A 19,188-nucleotide genomic window follows, 5' to 3' on the forward strand; every position below is an offset into this window, starting at 1 on the left:
TTGCCTTGCGGAAACGGCGCATCCCGGTCATATTTCCTTTGTTTCTTGTGCGGCGGTGCGGATGGAGAGCACGCCCGTCTGCGGATTAAATTCGATCGTGCGGCCGCTATGACCCCCGACATCTTCAGCGACGACCGGAATGTGAAACCGCTCGAGCTGCTTTTTCACTTCCTCCACATTGCGCGCGCCAATGCGCATCATATCGCCGCCAGCTGTCGAAAACGAAAACATTTGCGCCCCGCCGGCCAGCTTCGCTTTCAGCATCCCTTTCCGCCCGCCAGCGGCCATGACAAGCTGAACGAGCGCCTCGACCGCCGTATCGGCGTATTTAGCCGCATTGATGACTCCGCCGCGCGCCATCGAGGAATGGGGAAGCATGACATGCGCCATGCCGGCAACCGCCTTGCCTGCATCGTAAATGACAACACCGACGCACGACCCAAGCCCGCACGTGCGGATGACATTCGGCGCTATGACGACCTCCATTTCCGCAATGCCGATTTTGACAGCCTGCGCTGTGCTCATAGACCATCCACACCTAATGCTCGAAAGATGGTGGAAAACGACCCAGGGTCAGGCAGAAGAAAGAAATGGCCGTTGATGCTTTCGTCCGGGCGCCGTTCATCGTAAATGGCTGTGTCAATCAAAATGGCGTAATCGCCAACACGCGACAGCTCAAGCAATCCGAACGACAGCACAGCTCCAATCATGTCGATGGCCAATGCCGGCACGGACGGGTGCAAGTTGAGCCGCGTAAAGTCGGCCAATGCCGACAAATACGAGCCGGCTAAAATATTGCCGAGCTCCTGAAGCGCCGAGCAGCCAAGCTCATGGGCTTCTCCTTGAAACGAAAACGAGTCATCGCCAATCATCCGGCGGACAAACCGCTCAGCCTGTTCCGGCGGCAACACGAAAAACATGTTTCCCGGCGCTTCTCCTTCGATGCGCAAATAGACGCACGCCACGACTTGTTCCGGTCCGCCGATGGATTCCATCATTTCGGCAAACGTCGCAATTTGAACGCGCGGCACCGCCATTTCAATTTTTTTGTTCAGCAACGTCGACAAAGCCGTCGCCGCGTTGCCGGCGCCAATGTTGCCGATTTCGCGCAAAATGTCAATATGCATCCCCGTCAAATTGCGAATATCGTCCAATGTCAACGCTCCTCTCCACGGGTTATCGGTCGAGCACTTTCGCCAAATCGAGCAAAATGAGGAGCCGATTCTCCACTTTCGCCACGCCGTCGATGTAACTTGCCTCAACGGAGCCAATGGCCTCTGGCGGCGGTTCGATGCTTTCCGCCGGCAGATCAAGGACATCATTCGCGGCATCGACGATGAGCCCGACTTCCATATCCTCAAGAGCAACGATAATGATTCGCGTCTGTTCCCCATATGGTTCGGGGGCAAACCCGAACCGCTCACGCAAATCGATGATCGGCGTCACAACACCGCGCAAGTTAATGACCCCTTTTACATAATGGGCCGTCCCCGGCACGCGCGTGATCGGCTGCATTTTCTCGATGGAACGGACATGCTGCACCGGCAAAGCATATTCTTCTTCTTTTAGGCGAAACGCAATCACTTTCCAGTCTGCTTGCACGCTGGCCGTCATCCAATCCTCCCCCTTTTTTTCGACATGCCACTGAAAACGGCAGATCAACGCCATAGGCGCCCCGCACCGACGCGGCCATCTCCTACTTCACGAGCGCGTTGCAGTCGATAATCAGCGCCACCCGGCCGTCTCCCAAAATCGTCGCCCCCGAGATGGCAAAAACCGAAGATAAATAGTTTCCTAGAGATTTCAACACGACTTCTTGCTGACCGATAAACGAGTCGACCGCCAGCGCCGCCAGTTTTTCCCCTTTCCGGACGATCACGACCGCCACCGCATCTCCGTCATCGGCCGCTCCAGGAACAGCGAAGACGTCCTTCAGGAGGACGAGCGGGACGATTTTGCCGCGAAAATCGATGACCGGCTGGTTGTGGGCGGAAAAAATCTCTTCCTTTTTCACCAGCGCCGTCTCAATGATCGATGACAGCGGAATCGCGTACGTTTCCTCGGCAATTTGAACGAGCAACACGGAGATGATCGACAATGTGAGCGGCAGCTGAATCGAAAAGAGCGACCCTTTTCCAGGCTGCGAATCGACCGAAACAGTGCCGCCGAGCGACTCAATCGTGCTTTTGACGACATCCAAACCGACGCCGCGGCCGGAAATGTCCGAAACTTGCTCAGCGGTCGAAAAGCCGGGAGCGAAAATCAACTCGTAAATTTGCTGATCGTTCAAATGCTCCGCCGCCTGCGGCGAGACAATGCCGCGGCTTTTCGCCTTTTGCAGCACCTTCTCCCGGGAAATGCCGGCGCCGTCATCCTCGATTTCAATAAAGACATGGTTGCCGCTATGGTATGCTCGCAATTGAACGGTCCCTTCTTCCGGCTTTCCGCGCGCCACCCGGACATCCGGCGCTTCGATGCCATGGTCGAGTGCATTGCGGATCAAATGGACAAGCGGGTCGCCGATTTCATCGATCACCGTCCGGTCAAGCTCGGTATCCGCGCCGATGATGTCAAGGCGCACCTTTTTGCCGAGCTCGCGGGCGAGCTGGCGCACCATGCGCGGGAAGCGGTTGAACACCGTTTCGACCGGCACCATGCGCATATTTAAAATGATGGTCTGCAAATCGCTCGAAATGCGAGACATCCGCTCGACCGTTTCCGTCAATTCAGCATGGTTCAGTTCGCGGGAAATTTGCTCAAGCCGACCGCGGTCGACAACCAATTCTTCAAATAAGTTCATCAACCGATCGAGCCGTTCGATGTTGACGCGGATCGTTTTCGTCGCCTGTTTCGCTGTTTGTTTTTCCGGCGCCTCTGCTTCGGCCTGAACGGTCGCCGCCTGCTCCATAGCGGCTGGTTGTTGGGGCGCAGCCGCTTTCTCGCTTTCTGGCGACGGTTCATCGCTCGATAGCCTAGACACCTTGACGTCATCAATTTCCGAAATGCTCATCAGCCGCTTTTGCAACTCATCGGCTGGCGCTTTGGATACGACTGTAACGAGAAACTCCCGGTCAAACTGTTCTTCCTCCAGCATCTCGACCGGCGGCGTTGCTTTCACAATTTCTCCGACTTCATTCAGCTGTTCAAACACCATATAGACGCGCGCTGCTTTCAACAAGCAATCATCACGAAGCCGAACGCGGATTTCGTAGACGGAAAATCCCTGCTCCATTGCCTGCTCGAGCACATGGTATTCAAACTCCCCATACGCATGTTCAAGGGGCGGTTCTTCCCTTGCTGCCTGCTTGTTCGGCATCTCCCCTTGCTCGATTCGTTTCAGCTGTTCGACTGTTCCTCTTACATCGCGCGTTCCGTCGCCGCCTGCAGCGATGGAACTGATCATCGCCTCCAAATGGTCGACGGCCTCAAAAATGACGTCAAGCAATTCCGGGGTAACGGAAAGCCGCCGATTGCGGATGCCATCGAGCACGTTTTCCATTTGGTGCGTCAAATTGGCCAAATCTTCAAACCCCATTGTAGCAGACATGCCTTTCAACGTATGGGCCGAACGGAAAATATCATTCACCACAGACATGTCCTCTGGAGTTTTTTCAAGTTCCAACAGCCGCTCGTTGATCGCCTGCAAATGCTCTTTGCTTTCATCAATAAACAAATCCAAATATTGGCTCATGTCCATGCCATTTCCCCCCTTACTCCCCGATCAATTGGACGATAGCAGCGGCGATGCTGTCAAGCGGAACGATGACATCAACGACGCCAGCCTCGATCGCCGCTCTTGGCATCCCAAAGACAACGGCTGTCTCGCGCGCTTCCGCGATCGCTTTTGTGTCCCCGCTTTCCTTCAGCTTTTTCAGTCCCGCTGTTCCGTCGCTTCCCATCCCGGTCATGATCACTGCGATTTTCCGACAGCGGCGAATGGCAGCGAGCGACTCGAACAACACGTCAACAGCCGGACGATGGCCGGCGCGCGGCGGCGATTCGTCGAAACGGGCTGTCAGCACGCCGCCTTCTTCGCGAACGATGAGATGAACGCCGCCTGGCGCAATATAGGCGGTGCCATTCCGCAGCACTTCTCCGTCTTCCGCCTCCTTGACCGTGATCGCGGTAAGCGCATCAAGCCGATTGGCGAGCGATGCCGTAAACCCTTTCGGCATATGCTGGACAGCGACGACCGGAGCCGCTAGATCGGGCGGAAGCTGCGTCAACACCGTCTCGAGCGCACGCGGACCGCCGGTGGAAGTGCCGATCGCGACGATGGACTGTTGCGGCCGCGCCGCCGCTTTGAACGATGGGCGCCAAGACGGGCGTTGGTAGCGCGGGGCAGCCAAGGCGGACACGTTCGCTTCGCTCGCGTGCAGCACTTTTCCAATCAGTTCATCTTTCACTTTGTACAAATCGAGCGAAATCGGTCCGGACGGCTTGGCGACAAAGTCGACCGCTCCGCACTGCATGGCGGCGATCGTGTTTTCCGCCCCTTCGGCCGTCGTGCTTGACACCATGACGACCGGCACAGGATGATCCCGCATGATGCGCTGCAACGTTTCGAGTCCGTTCATAACCGGCATTTCCACATCAAGCGTCACGACATCCGGCCTTAGGGCAGCGATTTTCTCGAGCGCCTCCCGGCCGTTGCGAGCTGTTCCGATGACTTCGAGGCGCGGATGCTCGGACAAAAAATCACTGATCCATTTGCGCATAAACGCCGAGTCATCGACGACAAGCACCTTGATCGCCTTCATTTTCCGTCTCTACCTTTCTAGCAAAAGTTGACGCAGCTTCGCAAAAAAGCGGGGAGCCCGTTCCAACTCTTTTTCTCCTTCCGCCGCATAGCGGCATGCCATTTGACGCACTGCCCGACTCGCCTTCGCTGCCGGATCAAAGAGAACAAACGGCGTTTGCCGTATGACACAGCGTGCAACAGTCCGGTCTTCAGGAACGACGCCAAGCAAGGCGATGTCTTTATGGAAAAACCGACTGGCGGCATGCTGCAGGCGCGAAAAAACGCCATATCCTTCCCGCTCGCTGCCGGCGCGGTTGACGATGACGGAAAACGGAGCCTCGCTGCCGGCGGTGTGCATATATTTCATCATGGCGTACGCATCCATCATCGCGGTCGGCTCCGGCGTCGTAACAATAAACACATCGTCGACGGACTTTAAAAAATACAATCGTTCTTCTGAGGCACCCGCCCCCATATCGAAAATGAGATAATCATATCGCGACGCCACCGTCTGCAGCTCGGCCAACAAATAGTCGATAGCGGATCGATCGACACTCAACCATTGCGCGGCGCCCGTCCCTCCAGCAATATACGATAGATGCTCCGGTCCGCTTTTTACCAGCTCCGAAAGCGGCAACCGCGCGGAAAACCAATCCGAAAGCGTCAATGGCGACGACTGGCCAAGCAAAATGTCGATGTTGCCCATGCCGATGTCCATATCAAGCAACAAGATGCGAAACCCGAGCTTCGAGAGCGACAGCGAAAAATTGAGCGAAAGGTTTGACTTGCCGACTCCGCCTTTCCCGCTCGTCACTGCGATGGTCCGCGGCCCCGCCGCCGGCTGGCGCCGACGGCCCAGCTCATAGCGCAGCCGTTCCGCTTGATCGCTCACCATCGCTCCGCCCCAAACAGCAAATGAACGAGCCGGTCTGCGGACGCTTCCACCATGTCGTCCGGCACATTTTGCCCGTTTGTGAAATAGGCGGCGGCAAGCCGGCTGTCAAGCAACACATTGACGATCGCGCCAAACGAGTCGGTCTCATCGAGCTTCGTCACGATCAATTGATTGATTGGCAAGCGGGAAAAGCGATCATAGACCGCCTTCATGTCGTCATACTTTCCGGTGGCGGCGAACACGAGAAACGTTTCCGTTTCATGGTCAAACTCGAGCGTTTGCTGCAGTTCATCGACGTATTGCGGGTTGCGGAAGTTGCGGCCAGCCGTATCGACAAACACGAGATCGCAGCCGGCCAATTTCCGCTTCGCGGTCCGAAAATCATCGGCATTGTAGCATACTTCCAACGGAGCGTGCAAAATGTCGGCATACGTCTTCAGTTGGTCGATGGCGGCGATCCGGTACGTGTCGGCCGTGATGAACCCGACTTTTTTTCCTTGCTCGAGGACGGCGCGCCCCGCCATTTTGGCGAGCGTCGTCGTTTTTCCAACCCCGGTTGGACCTAGCAAAATCATATACTTTTTTTGCTCCGCCGTTTTGACAAACGGAAGCGTCGACAATAAATCACGCACCGCTTCTCTCACCCAGGCAGCAACCGCAGCGGGCGACCGGCCGTCTTTGTCGGCATACCACCGCTCAAGCAGGCGATCCATCACTTGGCGGACGTACACATCTGCCATCCCTTGCCGAACGAGGCGACGTTCCGCTTCCGCAAGCGGCGGAGGGTACAGCAGCGAAGACGAGCGGGCGTTGAAGTGACGGATGAGCGCCTTGACTTCCTCGATCTCACGGGCAAGCGAGCTGTCTTCCTCCCGCTCAGCCACCCGCAAAGGGGCAAAGGACGCAGCAACACTCGGCTGACGCCGCGGCAATGGATCCGGATCAACGCCGGCCAACACTTCGATCTTTTTTTTCGCAAACAGACCGAAAAATCCGCCGGTCTGCACGACTTTCGAGTGCAAAATGACGGCGTCGCGGCCAAGTTCGGCGCGAACCATTTTCATCGCTTCGTTCATGGACGGGGCGACAAATTTTTTCACTTTCATTCAATTTCCACCATCCCCACGCTTTGAACTTCGACATCCGCTTCAAGCTCGTTGTACGACAGCACCGGAACAGTCGGAAAATGGCGCTCGATCAGCTGGCGGACGTACATGCGCACCGCCGGAGAGCAGAGCAAAATCGGCGTCTGGCCGGCGAACGGATAGCGTTCAAGCGCCGCGGCGACCGCTTCCACAAACGCCTGCGCCCGCGCCGGCTCGAGCGCCAAATAGCGGCCATGCTCGGTTTGCTGCACGGCGTCGGCGATCGTTTTTTCCACCCTGCCCGACAGCGTAATGACGCGCAGCGGCTCGCCCGGCACGGCGTACTGCGAGGTGATTTGCCGCGCCAACGCTTGGCGGACGTATTCCGTCAACAAATCGGTGTCGCTGGTCAGGCGGGCAAAATCGGCGAGCGCCTCAAAAATAAGCGGCAAGTTGCGGATCGACACTTTCTCTTTCAACAGCTTGGCGAGCACTTTTTGCACGTCGCCGACAGACAACGGATTCGGCGTCACCTCGTCGACAAGCACCGGATACGATTCTTTTAAATGATCGATCAGCTGTTTTGTTTCCTGACGCCCCAGCAGTTCGTGGGCATGGGCTTTCAGCACCTCCGTTAAGTGCGTCGAGACGACCGATGGCGGGTCGACGACTGTATAGCCAAGCATTTCTGCCCGATCTTTTACAGTCTCGGAAATCCATTTCGCCGGCAGACCAAACGCAGGTTCGATCGTGTCAATGCCGTCGATCGAACCGTCATCCCCTCCAGGACTCATCGCCAAATAATGGTCAAGCAACAACTCGCCGCGCGCCACTTCCTCGCCTTTCACTTTGATCCGGTATTCATTCGGCTGCAGCTGGATGTTGTCGCGAACACGCACGACCGGAATGACGATGCCGAGCTCAAGCGCGAGCTGACGACGAATCATGACGATCCGGTCGAGCAAATCGCCGCCTTGATTGGCATCGGCGAGCGGAATGAGCGCGTAGCCGAACTCAAACTCAATCGGGTCAACGTGCAGCAGCTGAATAACGCTTTCCGGGCTTTTCAATTCGTCTGCGGCCGCCGCCTCCTCTTCCGGAGCAGCCAACGCCGCTTCTTCTTGCTTTTGCCGCTCGATAAATCGATAGCCGCCAAGCGCCAGCAACACGGCAATCGGCATCGTCAACAAGTCGTTGATCGGCGTAAACAAGCCGAGCAGGAAAATCGTTCCTGCCGTGACGTACAACATTTTCGGAAAGGCGAACAGCTGGCGCATAATATCGCTGCTCAAATTGCTGTCGGACGCTGCTCGAGTGACAATGATGCCGGTTGCCGTGGAAATCAACAGCGCCGGAATTTGGCTGACGATTCCGTCGCCGACCGTCAACAGCGTGTAGCGCTTCGCCGCCTCCGCCATGTCCATTCCTTGCTCGACGACGCCGATCACCATGCCAAACAGCATGTTGATGACGACGATAATGATGCTGGCGATGGCATCGCCTTTCACGAACTTGCTCGCCCCGTCCATTGCTCCGTAAAAATCGGCTTCTTGCGCCACTTTTTCCCGCCGCTTTCGCGCTTCTTGCTCCGAAATCATGCCGGCGTTTAAATCGGCGTCAATGCTCATCTGTTTGCCGGGCATCGCATCGAGCGTAAAGCGAGCCGCCACTTCAGAGACGCGCTCCGCCCCTTTGGTGATGACAACAAACTGAATGATGACCAAGATCAAAAACACGACAAACCCAACGACGACATCGCCGCCAACGACGAACGTTCCGAACGTTTCAACGACGCCGCCCGCCTCCCCTTTGCTTAAAATCGAGCGGGTGGTTGACACGTTCAGCCCGAGCCGAAACAGCGTCAGCACTAAAAGCAATGACGGAAAAATGGAAAACTCAAGCGGCTCTTTCGTGTTCATCGCCGTCAGCAAAACAAGCAAGGCAAGGGAAATATTGATGATGATCAATACGCTCAACAGCCATGTCGGCAGCGGGATGACGAGCATGGCGACGATGAGCACGACAAGAAACAACACAGATAAATCTTTTATTTGCGCTTGCATTGTTTTCTCTGCTTGCATTGTTTTCTCTCCTTGTTGCTACACGTTTCCTTTGAGCCGATAGACATATGCCAAAATTTCCGCCACTGCCTTAAAAAACGCCTCTGGAATCATGTCGCCGACTTCCGTCTGACGGTAGAGCGCCTGCGCCAACGGACGGTTCTCAACGGTAACGACGCCGTGGGCTTTCGCCACTTCCTTGATTTTCAACGCCATATAATCCGCCCCTTTCGCGACGACGACCGGTGCTTCCATCTTGCCGTCTTCATACTTGAGGGCAACGGCGTAATGCGTCGGGTTCGTAATGACGACATCCGCTTTCGGCACTTCCTGCATCATCCGCCTCATCGCCATCTCGCGCTGTTTTTGCTTGATGCGCGATTTGATGAGCGGATCGCCTTCCGTCTTTTTGTATTCATCTTTAATGTCCTGTTTGGACATGCGGATGCTTTTTTCAAATTCAAACCGCTGATACAAGTAATCAAACAGCGCTAAAAACAAGAGCGCCCCCGCGGCGTACAGCCCCATTTTCACCGTCAAGCCGCCGACGACAATCAAAGCTGCGCCCGGCGTCTTGGAAACGAGCGCCGCGAGCTCACTTCGTTCGGCCAACAGCGCCGCGAACACGACCGCACCGATAATTCCCGCTTTTAACACGGATTTCAACAGCTCGACCAAAGCGCGCAACGAAAACAGCCGTTTCATTCCTTGCACGGGATTGAGGCGGTTCCAATCCATTTTTAACGGTTCAACGGTGAACATGGCGCCGATTTGCAAAAAGTTGGCCAACCCGGCCGCCAGCACTGCAGCGGCAAACAGCGGCGCCAAAAGCAAGGCGGCATGGGAAAGCCAGTCAAGAAACAGCTGGTGAAGCGAGTCGATTGTCAACGAAGCGGACGCAGAATCGGACAAGGCGCGGGTGAACAACCGCAACAGACCATCCCGCTCGTACTCCCCAGCCAAAAACAAAGCCAGAAACGAAGCAAGCAACACGGAAGCGGAAACGACATCGCCGCTTTTGGCCACCTGCCCTTTTTCCCGCACTTCTTGCCGTTTGCGAGGCGTCGCCTTTTCGGTTTTTTCCCCAGCGAAAAATTGCAAATCGAGGCGCCACCCGCCCATCTTATCCGCCCCCCAACAGCCGCATAAACTCGCGCAACGAAGCAAACATGAAGTGAAATACACTGCGCGCCGCGAGCAATATTCCCCAATCTCCGCCAACAGGAGCCAAAACGCCGCCGCCGTTTTGACGGAAAAGCCGACCGCGAAAATGTTCATTTGCGGCACCGCGCGGGCGATGATGCCAAGCGCCACATCAACTAAAAAGAGCGATCCGACAAGCGGGGCTGCCATTTGGAACGCAACGGCGAACATCGCGGCAAACGCCCGCACCGCGTATTCTATCGCCCGCCCGTCAGCGACGTGAGGCAAGCGGTCAAGCGGCAGCCAATGATAGCTGTAAAACATGCCATCAAGCAGCAAATGGTGCCCGTCAAGCATAAGAAAAAGGGAAAGCGCCAGCAAATGAAGATATTCGCCAAGCAGCGGGCTTTGCGCTCCGGTTTGCGGATCGATGACGTTGGCGATGGCAAACCCGGCTTGAAAGTCGATCAAACCGCCGGCGATTTGCACCGCCGCCATGAGGATCGCAGCCAGCAGACCAAGCGCCAGCCCGACTAGCGCTTCTTTCACGACGAGCAAGACGTACACGCCGTCAAGCGCCAACACAGGTTTGGGCATGGCCAAAAACAACAGCCAACTGAACAAAAACGCCAGTCCGACTTTATACGAAGCCGGCACAGTTCGATAGGAAAACAACGGCATCGCCGCGAAAAAGGAAGCTGCGCGGACAAAGACGAGCAAAAACGCCGGAAAATAAGTCCATACTTGTTCCATCGCCGATCAGCCTATAAACGAAGCAAGATTGTTGAAAATATCGTGCGCGTACGACACCATTTTCGAGAGCATCCACGGCCCAAAGAACACAAGTCCAAGCAAGACGGCGACGATTTTCGGCACAAACGCGAGCGTCTGCTCTTGAATTTGCGTCGCGGCTTGAACAATGCTGACGACAAGCCCGACGGCAAGGGACAACAACAAGAGCGGTCCGCAGACGACAAGCACGATATACACGCCTTGTTCAGCAAGGCGGATGATGAAATCGGCACTCATAAACGCCACCTATCTTTATTGAAAACTTTGCAACAATGATTTGACGACCAAATGCCATCCATCAACAAGCACAAACAATAAAATTTTAAACGGCAGCGAAATCATCACTGGCGGCAGCATCATCATCCCCATCGACATTAGGACGCTGGCGACGATCATGTCGATGACTAAAAACGGAATAAAAATCATAAATCCCATTTGAAACGCCGTTTTCAACTCACTGATGGCAAACGCCGGCACGAGCGCGGTCATCGGGATGTCGTTGACCGTTTTCGGCTGTTTGGCGCCGCTGTACGATAAAAACAGCGCCAAATCTTCCTGCCTTGTGTATTGGCTCATAAACTGCTTCAGCGGAACAGCCGACCGTTCATACGCCTCCTCCAACTCAATTTTGTCGGCAAACAGCGGCTGCAATGCCTGGTCGTTAATTTCTTTCCAGGTTGGCGCCATAATGAAAAACGTTAAAAACAATGCGAGCCCGACGAGCACTTGGTTCGGCGGCATCTGCTGCGTGCCGAGCGCCGTGCGCACAAACGACAAAACGATGACGATGCGGGTAAAACATGTCATCATAATGAGAATGCCGGGAGCGATCGACAACACCGTGAGCAGCAGAAGAAGCTTCACCGCTGTCGACACGTGCTCGGGAGCCATCGAATCAAACATATGGACAAATTCACTCATCGCCCGCCGTTCCTTTCCCTTTCAGCCGCTTCAGCCACTCGTTCCGTTTTTCAGCCATTTGCTTCATCTCCTCAGCCAACAGCGCCGAAAACGACGGCGGCAAACCGTTTTTCCTTTTTGATTTACCCGTCCACTCGCCGCGAAGGAGAGAGCCAAACCGGCCGAACTCCGTCATTCGTTCCAACCGCTCGCGATGCTGCGCTAGCAGCTCGTTGATTTCCTTTTCATCCTCAATTTCCCTAAGCAGCTGAATCGAATCGCCGACGCCGATGACGAGCAGCCGGCGGCCGACTTTAATCAGCTGCACAGAGCGGTTCGCCCCGACGCTCGTCCCGCCGAGATGTTCGATGACGCCCTTTTGGCTCAAAACGAATGACTGACGGCGAGACATCCATCTTAACAACGCATAAAGAAGAATGAGGACAAAGGCGGTCGCGCCGATGAGCCGAAGCACATCGGAAGCGGAAACCGCATCTGCGGCTTGATTCGCTGTCTGCTTTGTCTGCTGCCTGGAAGGAGCTGACGGCCCGCATGAATCGGGATGCTGCAGACAGTCGGCGACCGTCGGGCTTTGAGCGGCCGATGCCGGCACCGGCCCCAAAGCGATGGCTGCCGCCAGCAAAACGGCCGCCCAGCGCCAAATTGTCATAGTTTCCATCTCTGATCGCTCACCCGATCGTTTTGTTGATCGCCTCGATGACGCGGTCCGCTTGGAACGGCTTGACCACAAAATCTTTCGCCCCTGCCTGAATGGCATCAATTACCATTGCCTGCTGCCCCATCGCTGAGCACATAATGACTTTGGCGTTGCTGTCGATTTTTTTAATTTCCTTGAGCGCCGTAATCCCATCCATCTCCGGCATCGTAATATCCATTGTTACGACATCAGGCCGGGTTTCCTTGTATTTCTCGATCGCCTGCCGCCCATCGGCCGCTTCAGCGACGACTTCATGTCCGTTTTTCGTCAAAATGTCTTTAATCATCATGCGCATAAATGCCGCATCATCAACGACAAGCACTCTTGCCATGTCCCCTTACCTCCCAAACGCCTGTTTATTTTAGCCGTGTTAGCCGATCGCTTTGGCTGATGATGTCCGTGATGCGGACCCCGAAATTTTCATCGATGACGACAACCTCGCCTTTCGCGATCAGCTTGTTGTTGACAAACACGTCGACCGGTTCGCCGGCCAGCTTATCAAGCTCAATGATCGATCCAGTCGACAGTTGCAAAATTTCCTGCACCGACCGCTTCGTCCGTCCGAGCTCAACCGTCACCTGCAACGGCACATCAAACAGCAACTCTAAATTGTGCACCTCCGTTGCCGCAAGCGGCGGGGCATCGAACTCGACGAAATCGGCGGTTTGAATATGCCGCGCGGTTGCCCCCTCTCTCTCCTTGTCTGCGCGTCCAGCGGGCGGTTTATCCATCGAGCGGCTCGCCGCTTCTGAAACGGCCGCACCGCCGTTCGTCTGAGCGTCAGTCAGAACAGGCTGCGGCTCGCTGAACGGCCGTGCGTCCGCCGACGGCTTGAGGTTGACTTCCGCAGCCCCCGGCTCCTCAAGCGGCGAGCCGAGCAATTGGGCGACCAATTCTTTCGCGAAACTGATCGGCAACAGCTGCATAATGCTTGAGTCGATCAAATCGCCAATTTTCAGCCGAAACGACACTTTAATGAGAAAATCTTCGTCCGGCAAATATTCCATCCCTTTTCCTTCCGTCAAATCAAGAAGATGGAGCGTCGGCGGGGAAATATCAACCCGCTTGCCAAAGACGGTCGACATCGACGTCGCCGCTGAGCCCATCATTTGGTTCATCGCTTCTTGAACAGCGCTCAGCTGAATCTCTCCGAGTGGGCCATCGGCCGCCGTTCCGTCGCCGCCAAGCATTAAATCAGCGATAATCGCCGCGTCTTGCTGCTTAATGACCAATAAGTTTGTCCCAAGCAGCCCTTCCGTATAGTTGACTTGGATGGCGACATATGGCTGCGGAAACTCATCGGCGACGCTTGCGCGCTCGATCATGGACACACTTGGCGTCGTAATTTCCACCTTTTGGTTCAATAACATCGACAGTGCAGTAGCCGAACTGCCGAAAGAAATATTGCCGATTTCCCCAAGAGCGTCCTGCTCAAGTGGAGAGAGAATATCATGAAGCGCCGGAATATGTCCATCGCTGTCCATTCCGCGCAACAAAGCATCAATTTCATCCTGCGACAACATTCCATCATTCATCATGATCGTCTTCGTCCCCCTCGATCATCGCTAAAATTTGCACCGCCAGCTTTTTGTTCCGCTTCCCGGGCTGGCCGATAAACTTTGGAATATGGCCGATTTTGACCACGAGCGGCTCATGAATCGACTGTTCAAGCTGAATGACGTCGCCGGCTTCGAGTTGAAGAAATTCATTGACGGTGATGACCGCCGTTCCCAGTTCAGCGATAATCGGCAATTTTGCCGCGCGGATGCGCTGTTCGATCCGTTTCGCTTCCTCGGGGGAACGCTCCTTTTTTTGCGCCTGCATCCAGTAATGCACCGACAGCCGCGGCATAATCGGCTCCAAGACGACATGCGGAATGCACACATTCATCATACCGCGCGCTTCGCCGATTTGCGCGTTGAGCGAAATGACGACGACGGTGTCGTTCGGCGCAATCATGCGCAAAAACTGCGGATTGACTTCAAAATCGACAAAGAGCGGATCGACTTCCGCCACCGATTCCCAAGCGTCGCGCCAATGGATAAACGCCTTGTCAAACAAATTAGACATGATGCGTGTTTCAATCTCAGTCAAATGCTCCACTTTATCCATGCCAACGCCGCGCCCGCCCATCACCCGATCAAGCATGGCGTAAGCGATGTTCGGGTTGACTTCCAAAAGGACATGCCCGCCAAGCGGTGGCACCTCAAAGACATTGATGATCGTCATTTTTGGGATGGAGCGGACAAATTCTTCGTATGGAATTTGGTCGGCCGATGCAACCGAAATTTGCACATACGTGCGCAACTGGGCGGAAAAAAACGTTGTCAGCAGACGGGCGAAATTCTCATGAATGCGCGTCAGGCTGCGGATTTGATCTTTGGAAAACCGGAGCGCCCGCCGGAAATCATACGTTTTGACGCGTCGGTCTTCCTCCTCTTTTTTCAGCTCCTCCGCGCTCATCTCCCCTGCAGAAAGCGCAGCGAGCAACGCGTCAATTTCGCTTTGCGACAATACTTCCCCGGCCGTCATTTCGTCTTCCCCCCTTCCAATGACAGGGCTACTGGAGGATAAAAGAGGTAATGTAGACGTTCTCCACTCTCCCTTCTTGCATCAGTCCGTTGATCTCACGCTTCAACCGCTCTTTCAGCGCCGTCAGCCCTTCTTTTCCTTTAAAGTCGGCCGCTTTCATCTGTGAGAGTTGCTCGATGATCACGTCTTTCATCTGAAAATCCCGTTTCTCCGCCTCTTCTTTTCCTTGATCGCTGTCTGTTTCAATTTTAAATGAGATTTTAATATAACGCCCGTCCGCTAAATTCGTTGTCATTTCCGGAATGTCGATCGATCGTTCTGCAAGTTCATCGGCGCTTGGCGCCCCCTGTTTCTCGGCATGTCCCATCTTCATCACCGCGGCAAGCGCCGCCGTTCCGGCTAAGGCGATGACTGCCAGCACAATGATCATCGTTTTGATTGCTTTATTCCCTTTCACTGTCCAATCCTCCTGCTTTCGGTAAGCGAAACACGCCAAGCTGCTGGTAAAATTCGCTCGCTCGTGCAACCACTTGCTCGACCGTTTCGCGGACGACGAATTTTTTGCCGTTCGTCAGGGTCACGGTCGTATCAGGAAACGCTTCAATTTGTTCGATGTACAGCGCATTGAGCACAAACCGTTTGCCGTTGAGCTTCGTTAACGAAATCATCGGCCAGCAGGCGAGAGAAGGCCGCTCACGCCCTACCTCCTATTCTATTTTTTCAAGTTGACAAGCTCTTGCAAAATTTCGTCCGATGTCGTAATGATGCGCGTATTCGCCTGGAAGCCCCGTTGGGCGACGATCATCTCCGTGAATTCCTCGGCAAGGTCGACGTTGGACATTTCAAGCGCGCCGGAAACAATTGAGCCCGCTCCGCTTTCTTGAGGCGAGTAGGCAATCCATTCGTTTTGATTATTTGGATTGATGATTGTGCCTGAGTTGGCTGTTTCTCTAAATAAATTTTCCCCTACTTTTTCTAACCCATCATTGTTGGGGAACTTGGCCAGTCGAATTCTCCCTGCCACTTGCAAGTTTCCAACCGCATCTACATAGTTCACAACCCCATCAGCGCCGATGCTGACGCTTTGCGCATCAGTTGGAATTTGAATTCGAGCCCGTTTTCCCGTAAATGCCCCGTTCTGATATCCTTCACCGACTAAATATAAGCCGTCGGCATTGACAATATATCCCTCTTTATCTAAATAAAAATTTCCTGCTCTCGTAAACAACGGATTTATAAGATTTCCATTATTCAACTCGCCGAGAATAAAGAATCCATCCCCAGAAATCGCCAAATCGAGCACGCGGCCGGTTGTTTGCAAGCTGCCTTGCGTATGGACGGTGTCGATCGCCGCAAGCTGCGAACCGAGCCCGACTTGCTTCGGATTCGTCCCGCCGCGGCCGGCGTTCGGCCCGCTTGCGCCAGAAATCGTCTGGCTCATTAAATCTTTAAACACCGTTCGTCCTTTTTTAAATCCGTACGTGTTGACGTTGGCGATGTTGTTGCCGATGACATCCAACTTCGTTTGAAAGTTGCGCATGGCGCCGATTCCGGAATACATCGAACGAAGCATCGGTTCCCTCTCCCCTTTTTATCCTTTTTGTTCGACTTTCACGACCGCATCCGCGGCAATCGTTGTCCCGTTATCAAGCCCAAGAGTCACTTGGCCGTCTTTTTGCATGACCGATTGAACGACGGCGCTCATCATCGTCTCACCGTCTTGCCAGTGCACCGTTTTGCCGATCCATTCACTGTAGCGCAGCAGCGCATCGCGGCTGGACGCTTGCATCCATTGTTGCATCAGATTCGCGATATTCATCATTTGCTCAAGCGAGGAAAAGCTCGCCATCTGTGCAATGAAGTCTTTATCTTCCATTGGATTAAGCGGATCTTGGTTTTGCAGCTGAGCGAGCAAAATTTTGAGAAAATCGTCTTTTCCTAAAATTTGATTGCCCGTTTTCCGTTCCGGCTGAACCGCGTTGACCAGCCATAAACTTCCATCGATCACATTCGTTGTCATCCTCGTTCTTTTCCCCCTATGCGTCAGCTTCGATCCCGTCTAGCGCAAACGAGAAGGAAGATGATGGATTCCGCTTTTGTTTTTGCCGCGATTCGCCCTGCTGCTGTCCTCCTTGGCGGTTCCCGTAATACGGCGGCATCGCGGAACGTTCATAATCCGACCAAACAGTCCATTTTTCGACCGTGATGTGACTCGCATCAAGCTGCTGAGCAAGCTGCGGCAAATGAGCGTAGAGCAACTCTTTTACTGCGTCGTTCGCCACAAGCAGCTTGGCGGCGAGCTTTCCGCCTTCCTCTGTCATCTTCACCGTCACCGTCCCGAGATGTTCCGGATGCAGACGGATGACAAGTTGCATGACACCGCTTGGCAGCTTCATCCACCGAGCCGACCTTAGCGCGTGGGCGACTTGATCAGCAACGCTTCCGCCAGCTGACGCCGGCATCTCACCGATCAGCTCGACAGATGAAGAGAATGATAAAAGCGCAGGAGGAGTGGTGAAGGAAGGAGCAGCCTCACCGCCATGCCCCTTGTCCACCCTTTTTGGCAACGAAACGTCTTTTTCACCAGCCGGCCGGACGAAAGAAGCTCCGTTAGGCAGCGCGACTACCGGCCTGTTGCCTCCCTGCTCCTTGAATGAATGCTGGTAGCCATCGCTCAGGAGCGGAGGAAACATCCCTGTTTTTCCGCTGGAAGGCGAAAAAGATTCAGCATCGATATTACGGCTTTTTCGTCCGTCGGTTATGAACGCACGTTCAAATCCCGCTTTATCGGCCGCCGGCTGAGCGGCAATCGTTTCTTCCCCATTCATGGCTCCGACAAGCGGAAGTGTCGAATGATCACTAGTTTTCCCTTCCGTCTGCTTATCTGTATCTGCCACTAAAAGCGGCGCGCCTGCAGCTGCCCAAATTGGTGCAACAGCCAAAGCAGCCACGATGGAAGGGGCAAGCCACAATGGTTCTATTTGCGCCGGCTTCTTTTCCTCTGAAGATAGTTGTCCGGCTGCGTCCGTTTCCATTCCGTCATTTTGCCAATCCAGCTCTTTGTTTTTGTTCGACTCCTCTTGAAACAAGCTAATCCTTGCCCCAGCTGGCAATAGCTCTTGCTGCTTGTGGGCAAGCAGCGCCGCAAACACACTCGTGTTTTCAGATTCTTTTTTCACCGCCATAGTGCCTGCGGATGGCGGCGTGCTTGCTGTGATCGTTACTTTCATTCGGCCGCCTCCTTCCCCATCGCCCTTTTGCTTAACGATGCCAACAGTTTCGCCGCTCGCCCAGCCGGCAGTTGTTCCAAAATGGCTGCCGCTTTGTCGCCGTCAATCCGGCTCAATACACGGAGCGCTTCGCTCTCAGGTAGTTCCGCTAAAATAGCCGCTGCCTGTTTTTCCGACATGGCGTCATACATGCCGGCGACATCTTCTTCCGTCAAGGCCCGCTCGTCAACAGGTTCAGCCTGAGCGTCCGTTTTCCCGCTTGGCATAGACAGCTGGGCGATTTCCTTTTCCTTTGCCGCCAATTCGTTTTTCAACCGCTTGATTTGGTTTTGTTGGTCGGCAATCGTTCGTTTTTGCTGCTCGATCGTCCGTTGCTGGACCTCAATCGTTTTTTGCAAAGCTTTCTCCCTCTTGCTCCAGTTGATCCACTCGGAGACAAACGGCACCTTTGTTGTCCACTGCTTTGCCGCCTTGGCCACATCAACGCCAGCAACGTTTAAAATCAACAAGAGAAAGGAGGCGGCAAACGCACTCGGAATGACAATGACGAACAACAGCCATTGCCACCAGTTCGCCTGCATTTCCTGTTCAACTTTGCTATCTGCCATCTATACCTCTCCTTGCCTTGCAAAACGTTGAACGGCCATTTCATCGAGCAGGCGGCGTTCCGCTTCCCTCTCAAGCTGCTCAGCCCACCGCTTCATGCGCTCGCGCATTTTTTCGTATTTTTTCACTTCGATATTCAATTCCATCAAACGCTGTTGCCGGCGCTGCATCTGCTCGCGCGCCTGCATGACGACGAGCTGATAATGGTCGATCGTCCGCTCTAAATTCGCCATATATTGCAGCCTAAGGCGAATGTCTCCAACGGACAGGCCGGCTTGAAGCTGTTCATCCCGAGCCGCCGCGCATTCTTCTTTTTCCTTGAGCAGGCGGTAAAGCGTTTCGGCTGCCTGCTCAAACCAGCGGACCGCCTCCTCGTATTCGCCAAGCGCCTTCTCTTTTTCTTTTTCTTTCATCGCCATCACTTTTTGCAGCCGAAACGTCGGCGTCACATTTGTTCACCCTTTCATCGTCTGAAAATGGCGCGCG

General features: G+C 54.5%; 22 protein-coding genes and 1 pseudogene. All 23 read right to left on the minus strand.

All coding sequences use genetic code 11. The features are described from left to right. Positions 1-27 precede the first annotated feature (27 nt). The 23 genes and pseudogenes from BJQ97_RS11260 to fliJ all read right to left on the minus strand — a co-directional run bounded on the left by BJQ97_RS11260 (position 28) and on the right by fliJ (position 19,151). Positions 28-525 carry a chemotaxis protein CheD gene (locus BJQ97_RS11260; protein ID WP_160156643.1) on the minus strand — a complete coding sequence of 166 codons (498 nt, stop codon included), beginning with the start codon at positions 523-525 and terminating at the stop codon, positions 28-30. Beyond that, the gene (locus tag BJQ97_RS11265; RefSeq protein ID WP_160156644.1) at positions 522-1,154 is read right to left on the minus strand and encodes a chemotaxis protein CheC; all 633 of its coding nucleotides are present in this window, start codon (positions 1,152-1,154) and stop codon (positions 522-524) included. The genes BJQ97_RS11260 and BJQ97_RS11265 overlap by 4 nt, the downstream gene beginning before the upstream one ends. Before the next feature lie 22 nt (positions 1,155-1,176). After that, positions 1,177-1,614, minus strand: a complete 438-nt coding sequence (locus BJQ97_RS11270) for a chemotaxis protein CheW (protein ID WP_011230743.1) — start codon at positions 1,612-1,614, stop codon at positions 1,177-1,179. Between the two features lie 82 nt (positions 1,615-1,696). Then, complete coding sequence (locus BJQ97_RS11275; protein ID WP_160156645.1) at positions 1,697-3,697, minus strand: chemotaxis protein CheA; 2,001 nt, start codon at positions 3,695-3,697, stop codon at positions 1,697-1,699. 13 nt (positions 3,698-3,710) lie between these two features. Further along, positions 3,711-4,760, minus strand: a complete 1,050-nt coding sequence (locus BJQ97_RS11280) for a protein-glutamate methylesterase/protein-glutamine glutaminase (protein WP_160156646.1) — start codon at positions 4,758-4,760, stop codon at positions 3,711-3,713. A 9-nt stretch (positions 4,761-4,769) separates the two neighbouring features. Then, a complete protein-coding gene (locus tag BJQ97_RS11285; protein ID WP_160156647.1) occupies positions 4,770-5,636 on the minus strand; it encodes a MinD/ParA family protein in 867 nt (288 codons plus the stop codon). Further along, entirely contained in the window at positions 5,630-6,742 is a 1,113-nt protein-coding gene (flhF, locus tag BJQ97_RS11290; protein ID WP_160156648.1) for a flagellar biosynthesis GTPase FlhF, read from the minus strand. Before flhF ends, BJQ97_RS11285 begins: the two co-directional genes overlap by 7 nt. Then, complete coding sequence (flhA, locus tag BJQ97_RS11295; protein ID WP_236567369.1) at positions 6,739-8,784, minus strand: flagellar biosynthesis protein FlhA; 2,046 nt, start codon at positions 8,782-8,784, stop codon at positions 6,739-6,741. Before flhA ends, flhF begins: the two co-directional genes overlap by 4 nt. A 36-nt stretch (positions 8,785-8,820) precedes the next feature. Next, positions 8,821-9,903: a flagellar biosynthesis protein FlhB gene (gene flhB / locus BJQ97_RS11300; RefSeq protein ID WP_160156650.1), complete on the minus strand. Its 1,083-nt coding sequence runs from the start codon at positions 9,901-9,903 to the stop codon at positions 8,821-8,823. 135 nt (positions 9,904-10,038) lie between these two features. After that, positions 10,039-10,677: pseudogene (gene fliR, locus BJQ97_RS11305) on the minus strand (flagellar biosynthetic protein FliR); the annotation flags it as partial. Between the two features lie 6 nt (positions 10,678-10,683). Next, the gene (fliQ, locus tag BJQ97_RS11310) at positions 10,684-10,953 is read right to left on the minus strand and encodes a flagellar biosynthesis protein FliQ (protein WP_044731712.1); all 270 of its coding nucleotides are present in this window, start codon (positions 10,951-10,953) and stop codon (positions 10,684-10,686) included. Between the two features lie 15 nt (positions 10,954-10,968). After that, the gene (gene fliP, locus BJQ97_RS11315) at positions 10,969-11,637 is read right to left on the minus strand and encodes a flagellar type III secretion system pore protein FliP (protein ID WP_160156651.1); all 669 of its coding nucleotides are present in this window, start codon (positions 11,635-11,637) and stop codon (positions 10,969-10,971) included. Continuing rightward, a complete protein-coding gene (gene fliZ, locus BJQ97_RS11320) occupies positions 11,630-12,286 on the minus strand; it encodes a flagella biosynthesis regulatory protein FliZ (RefSeq protein WP_160157604.1) in 657 nt (218 codons plus the stop codon). The genes fliP and fliZ overlap by 8 nt, the downstream gene beginning before the upstream one ends. A gap of 19 nt (positions 12,287-12,305) precedes the next feature. Continuing rightward, positions 12,306-12,665: a response regulator gene (locus BJQ97_RS11325; RefSeq protein WP_033025091.1), complete on the minus strand. Its 360-nt coding sequence runs from the start codon at positions 12,663-12,665 to the stop codon at positions 12,306-12,308. 25 nt (positions 12,666-12,690) lie between these two features. Then, positions 12,691-13,872, minus strand: coding sequence for a flagellar motor switch phosphatase FliY (gene fliY / locus BJQ97_RS11330; RefSeq protein ID WP_160156652.1), 1,182 nt, complete (start codon positions 13,870-13,872; stop codon positions 12,691-12,693). After that, complete coding sequence (gene fliM, locus BJQ97_RS11335) at positions 13,862-14,866, minus strand: flagellar motor switch protein FliM (RefSeq protein ID WP_160156653.1); 1,005 nt, start codon at positions 14,864-14,866, stop codon at positions 13,862-13,864. The genes fliY and fliM overlap by 11 nt, the downstream gene beginning before the upstream one ends. Before the next feature lie 28 nt (positions 14,867-14,894). Next, entirely contained in the window at positions 14,895-15,323 is a 429-nt protein-coding gene (gene fliL, locus BJQ97_RS11340; protein ID WP_160156654.1) for a flagellar basal body-associated protein FliL, read from the minus strand. Next, positions 15,310-15,534: a flagellar FlbD family protein gene (locus BJQ97_RS11345; protein ID WP_160156655.1), complete on the minus strand. Its 225-nt coding sequence runs from the start codon at positions 15,532-15,534 to the stop codon at positions 15,310-15,312. Before BJQ97_RS11345 ends, fliL begins: the two co-directional genes overlap by 14 nt. A 44-nt stretch (positions 15,535-15,578) precedes the next feature. Further along, the gene (flgG, locus tag BJQ97_RS11350; protein ID WP_160156656.1) at positions 15,579-16,439 is read right to left on the minus strand and encodes a flagellar basal body rod protein FlgG; all 861 of its coding nucleotides are present in this window, start codon (positions 16,437-16,439) and stop codon (positions 15,579-15,581) included. 18 nt (positions 16,440-16,457) lie between these two features. Next, on the minus strand, positions 16,458-16,886 hold the full coding sequence (flgD, locus tag BJQ97_RS11355) for a flagellar hook assembly protein FlgD (protein ID WP_160156657.1): 429 nt from the start codon (positions 16,884-16,886) through the stop codon (positions 16,458-16,460). Between the two features lie 16 nt (positions 16,887-16,902). Beyond that, positions 16,903-18,096 (minus strand): flagellar hook-length control protein FliK, encoded by a 1,194-nt coding sequence (locus tag BJQ97_RS11360; protein WP_160156658.1) that lies wholly within the window; start codon positions 18,094-18,096, stop codon positions 16,903-16,905. Continuing rightward, positions 18,093-18,704, minus strand: a complete 612-nt coding sequence (locus BJQ97_RS11365) for a MotE family protein (protein WP_160156659.1) — start codon at positions 18,702-18,704, stop codon at positions 18,093-18,095. The genes BJQ97_RS11360 and BJQ97_RS11365 overlap by 4 nt, the downstream gene beginning before the upstream one ends. Further along, positions 18,705-19,151 (minus strand): flagellar export protein FliJ, encoded by a 447-nt coding sequence (gene fliJ, locus BJQ97_RS11370; protein WP_160156660.1) that lies wholly within the window; start codon positions 19,149-19,151, stop codon positions 18,705-18,707. It lies immediately after the preceding gene. Positions 19,152-19,188 lie beyond the last annotated feature (37 nt).

It is taken from the genome of Geobacillus sp. TFV-3, assembly GCF_009901865.1.
GTDB lineage: Bacteria > Bacillota > Bacilli > Bacillales > Anoxybacillaceae > Geobacillus > Geobacillus thermoleovorans_A.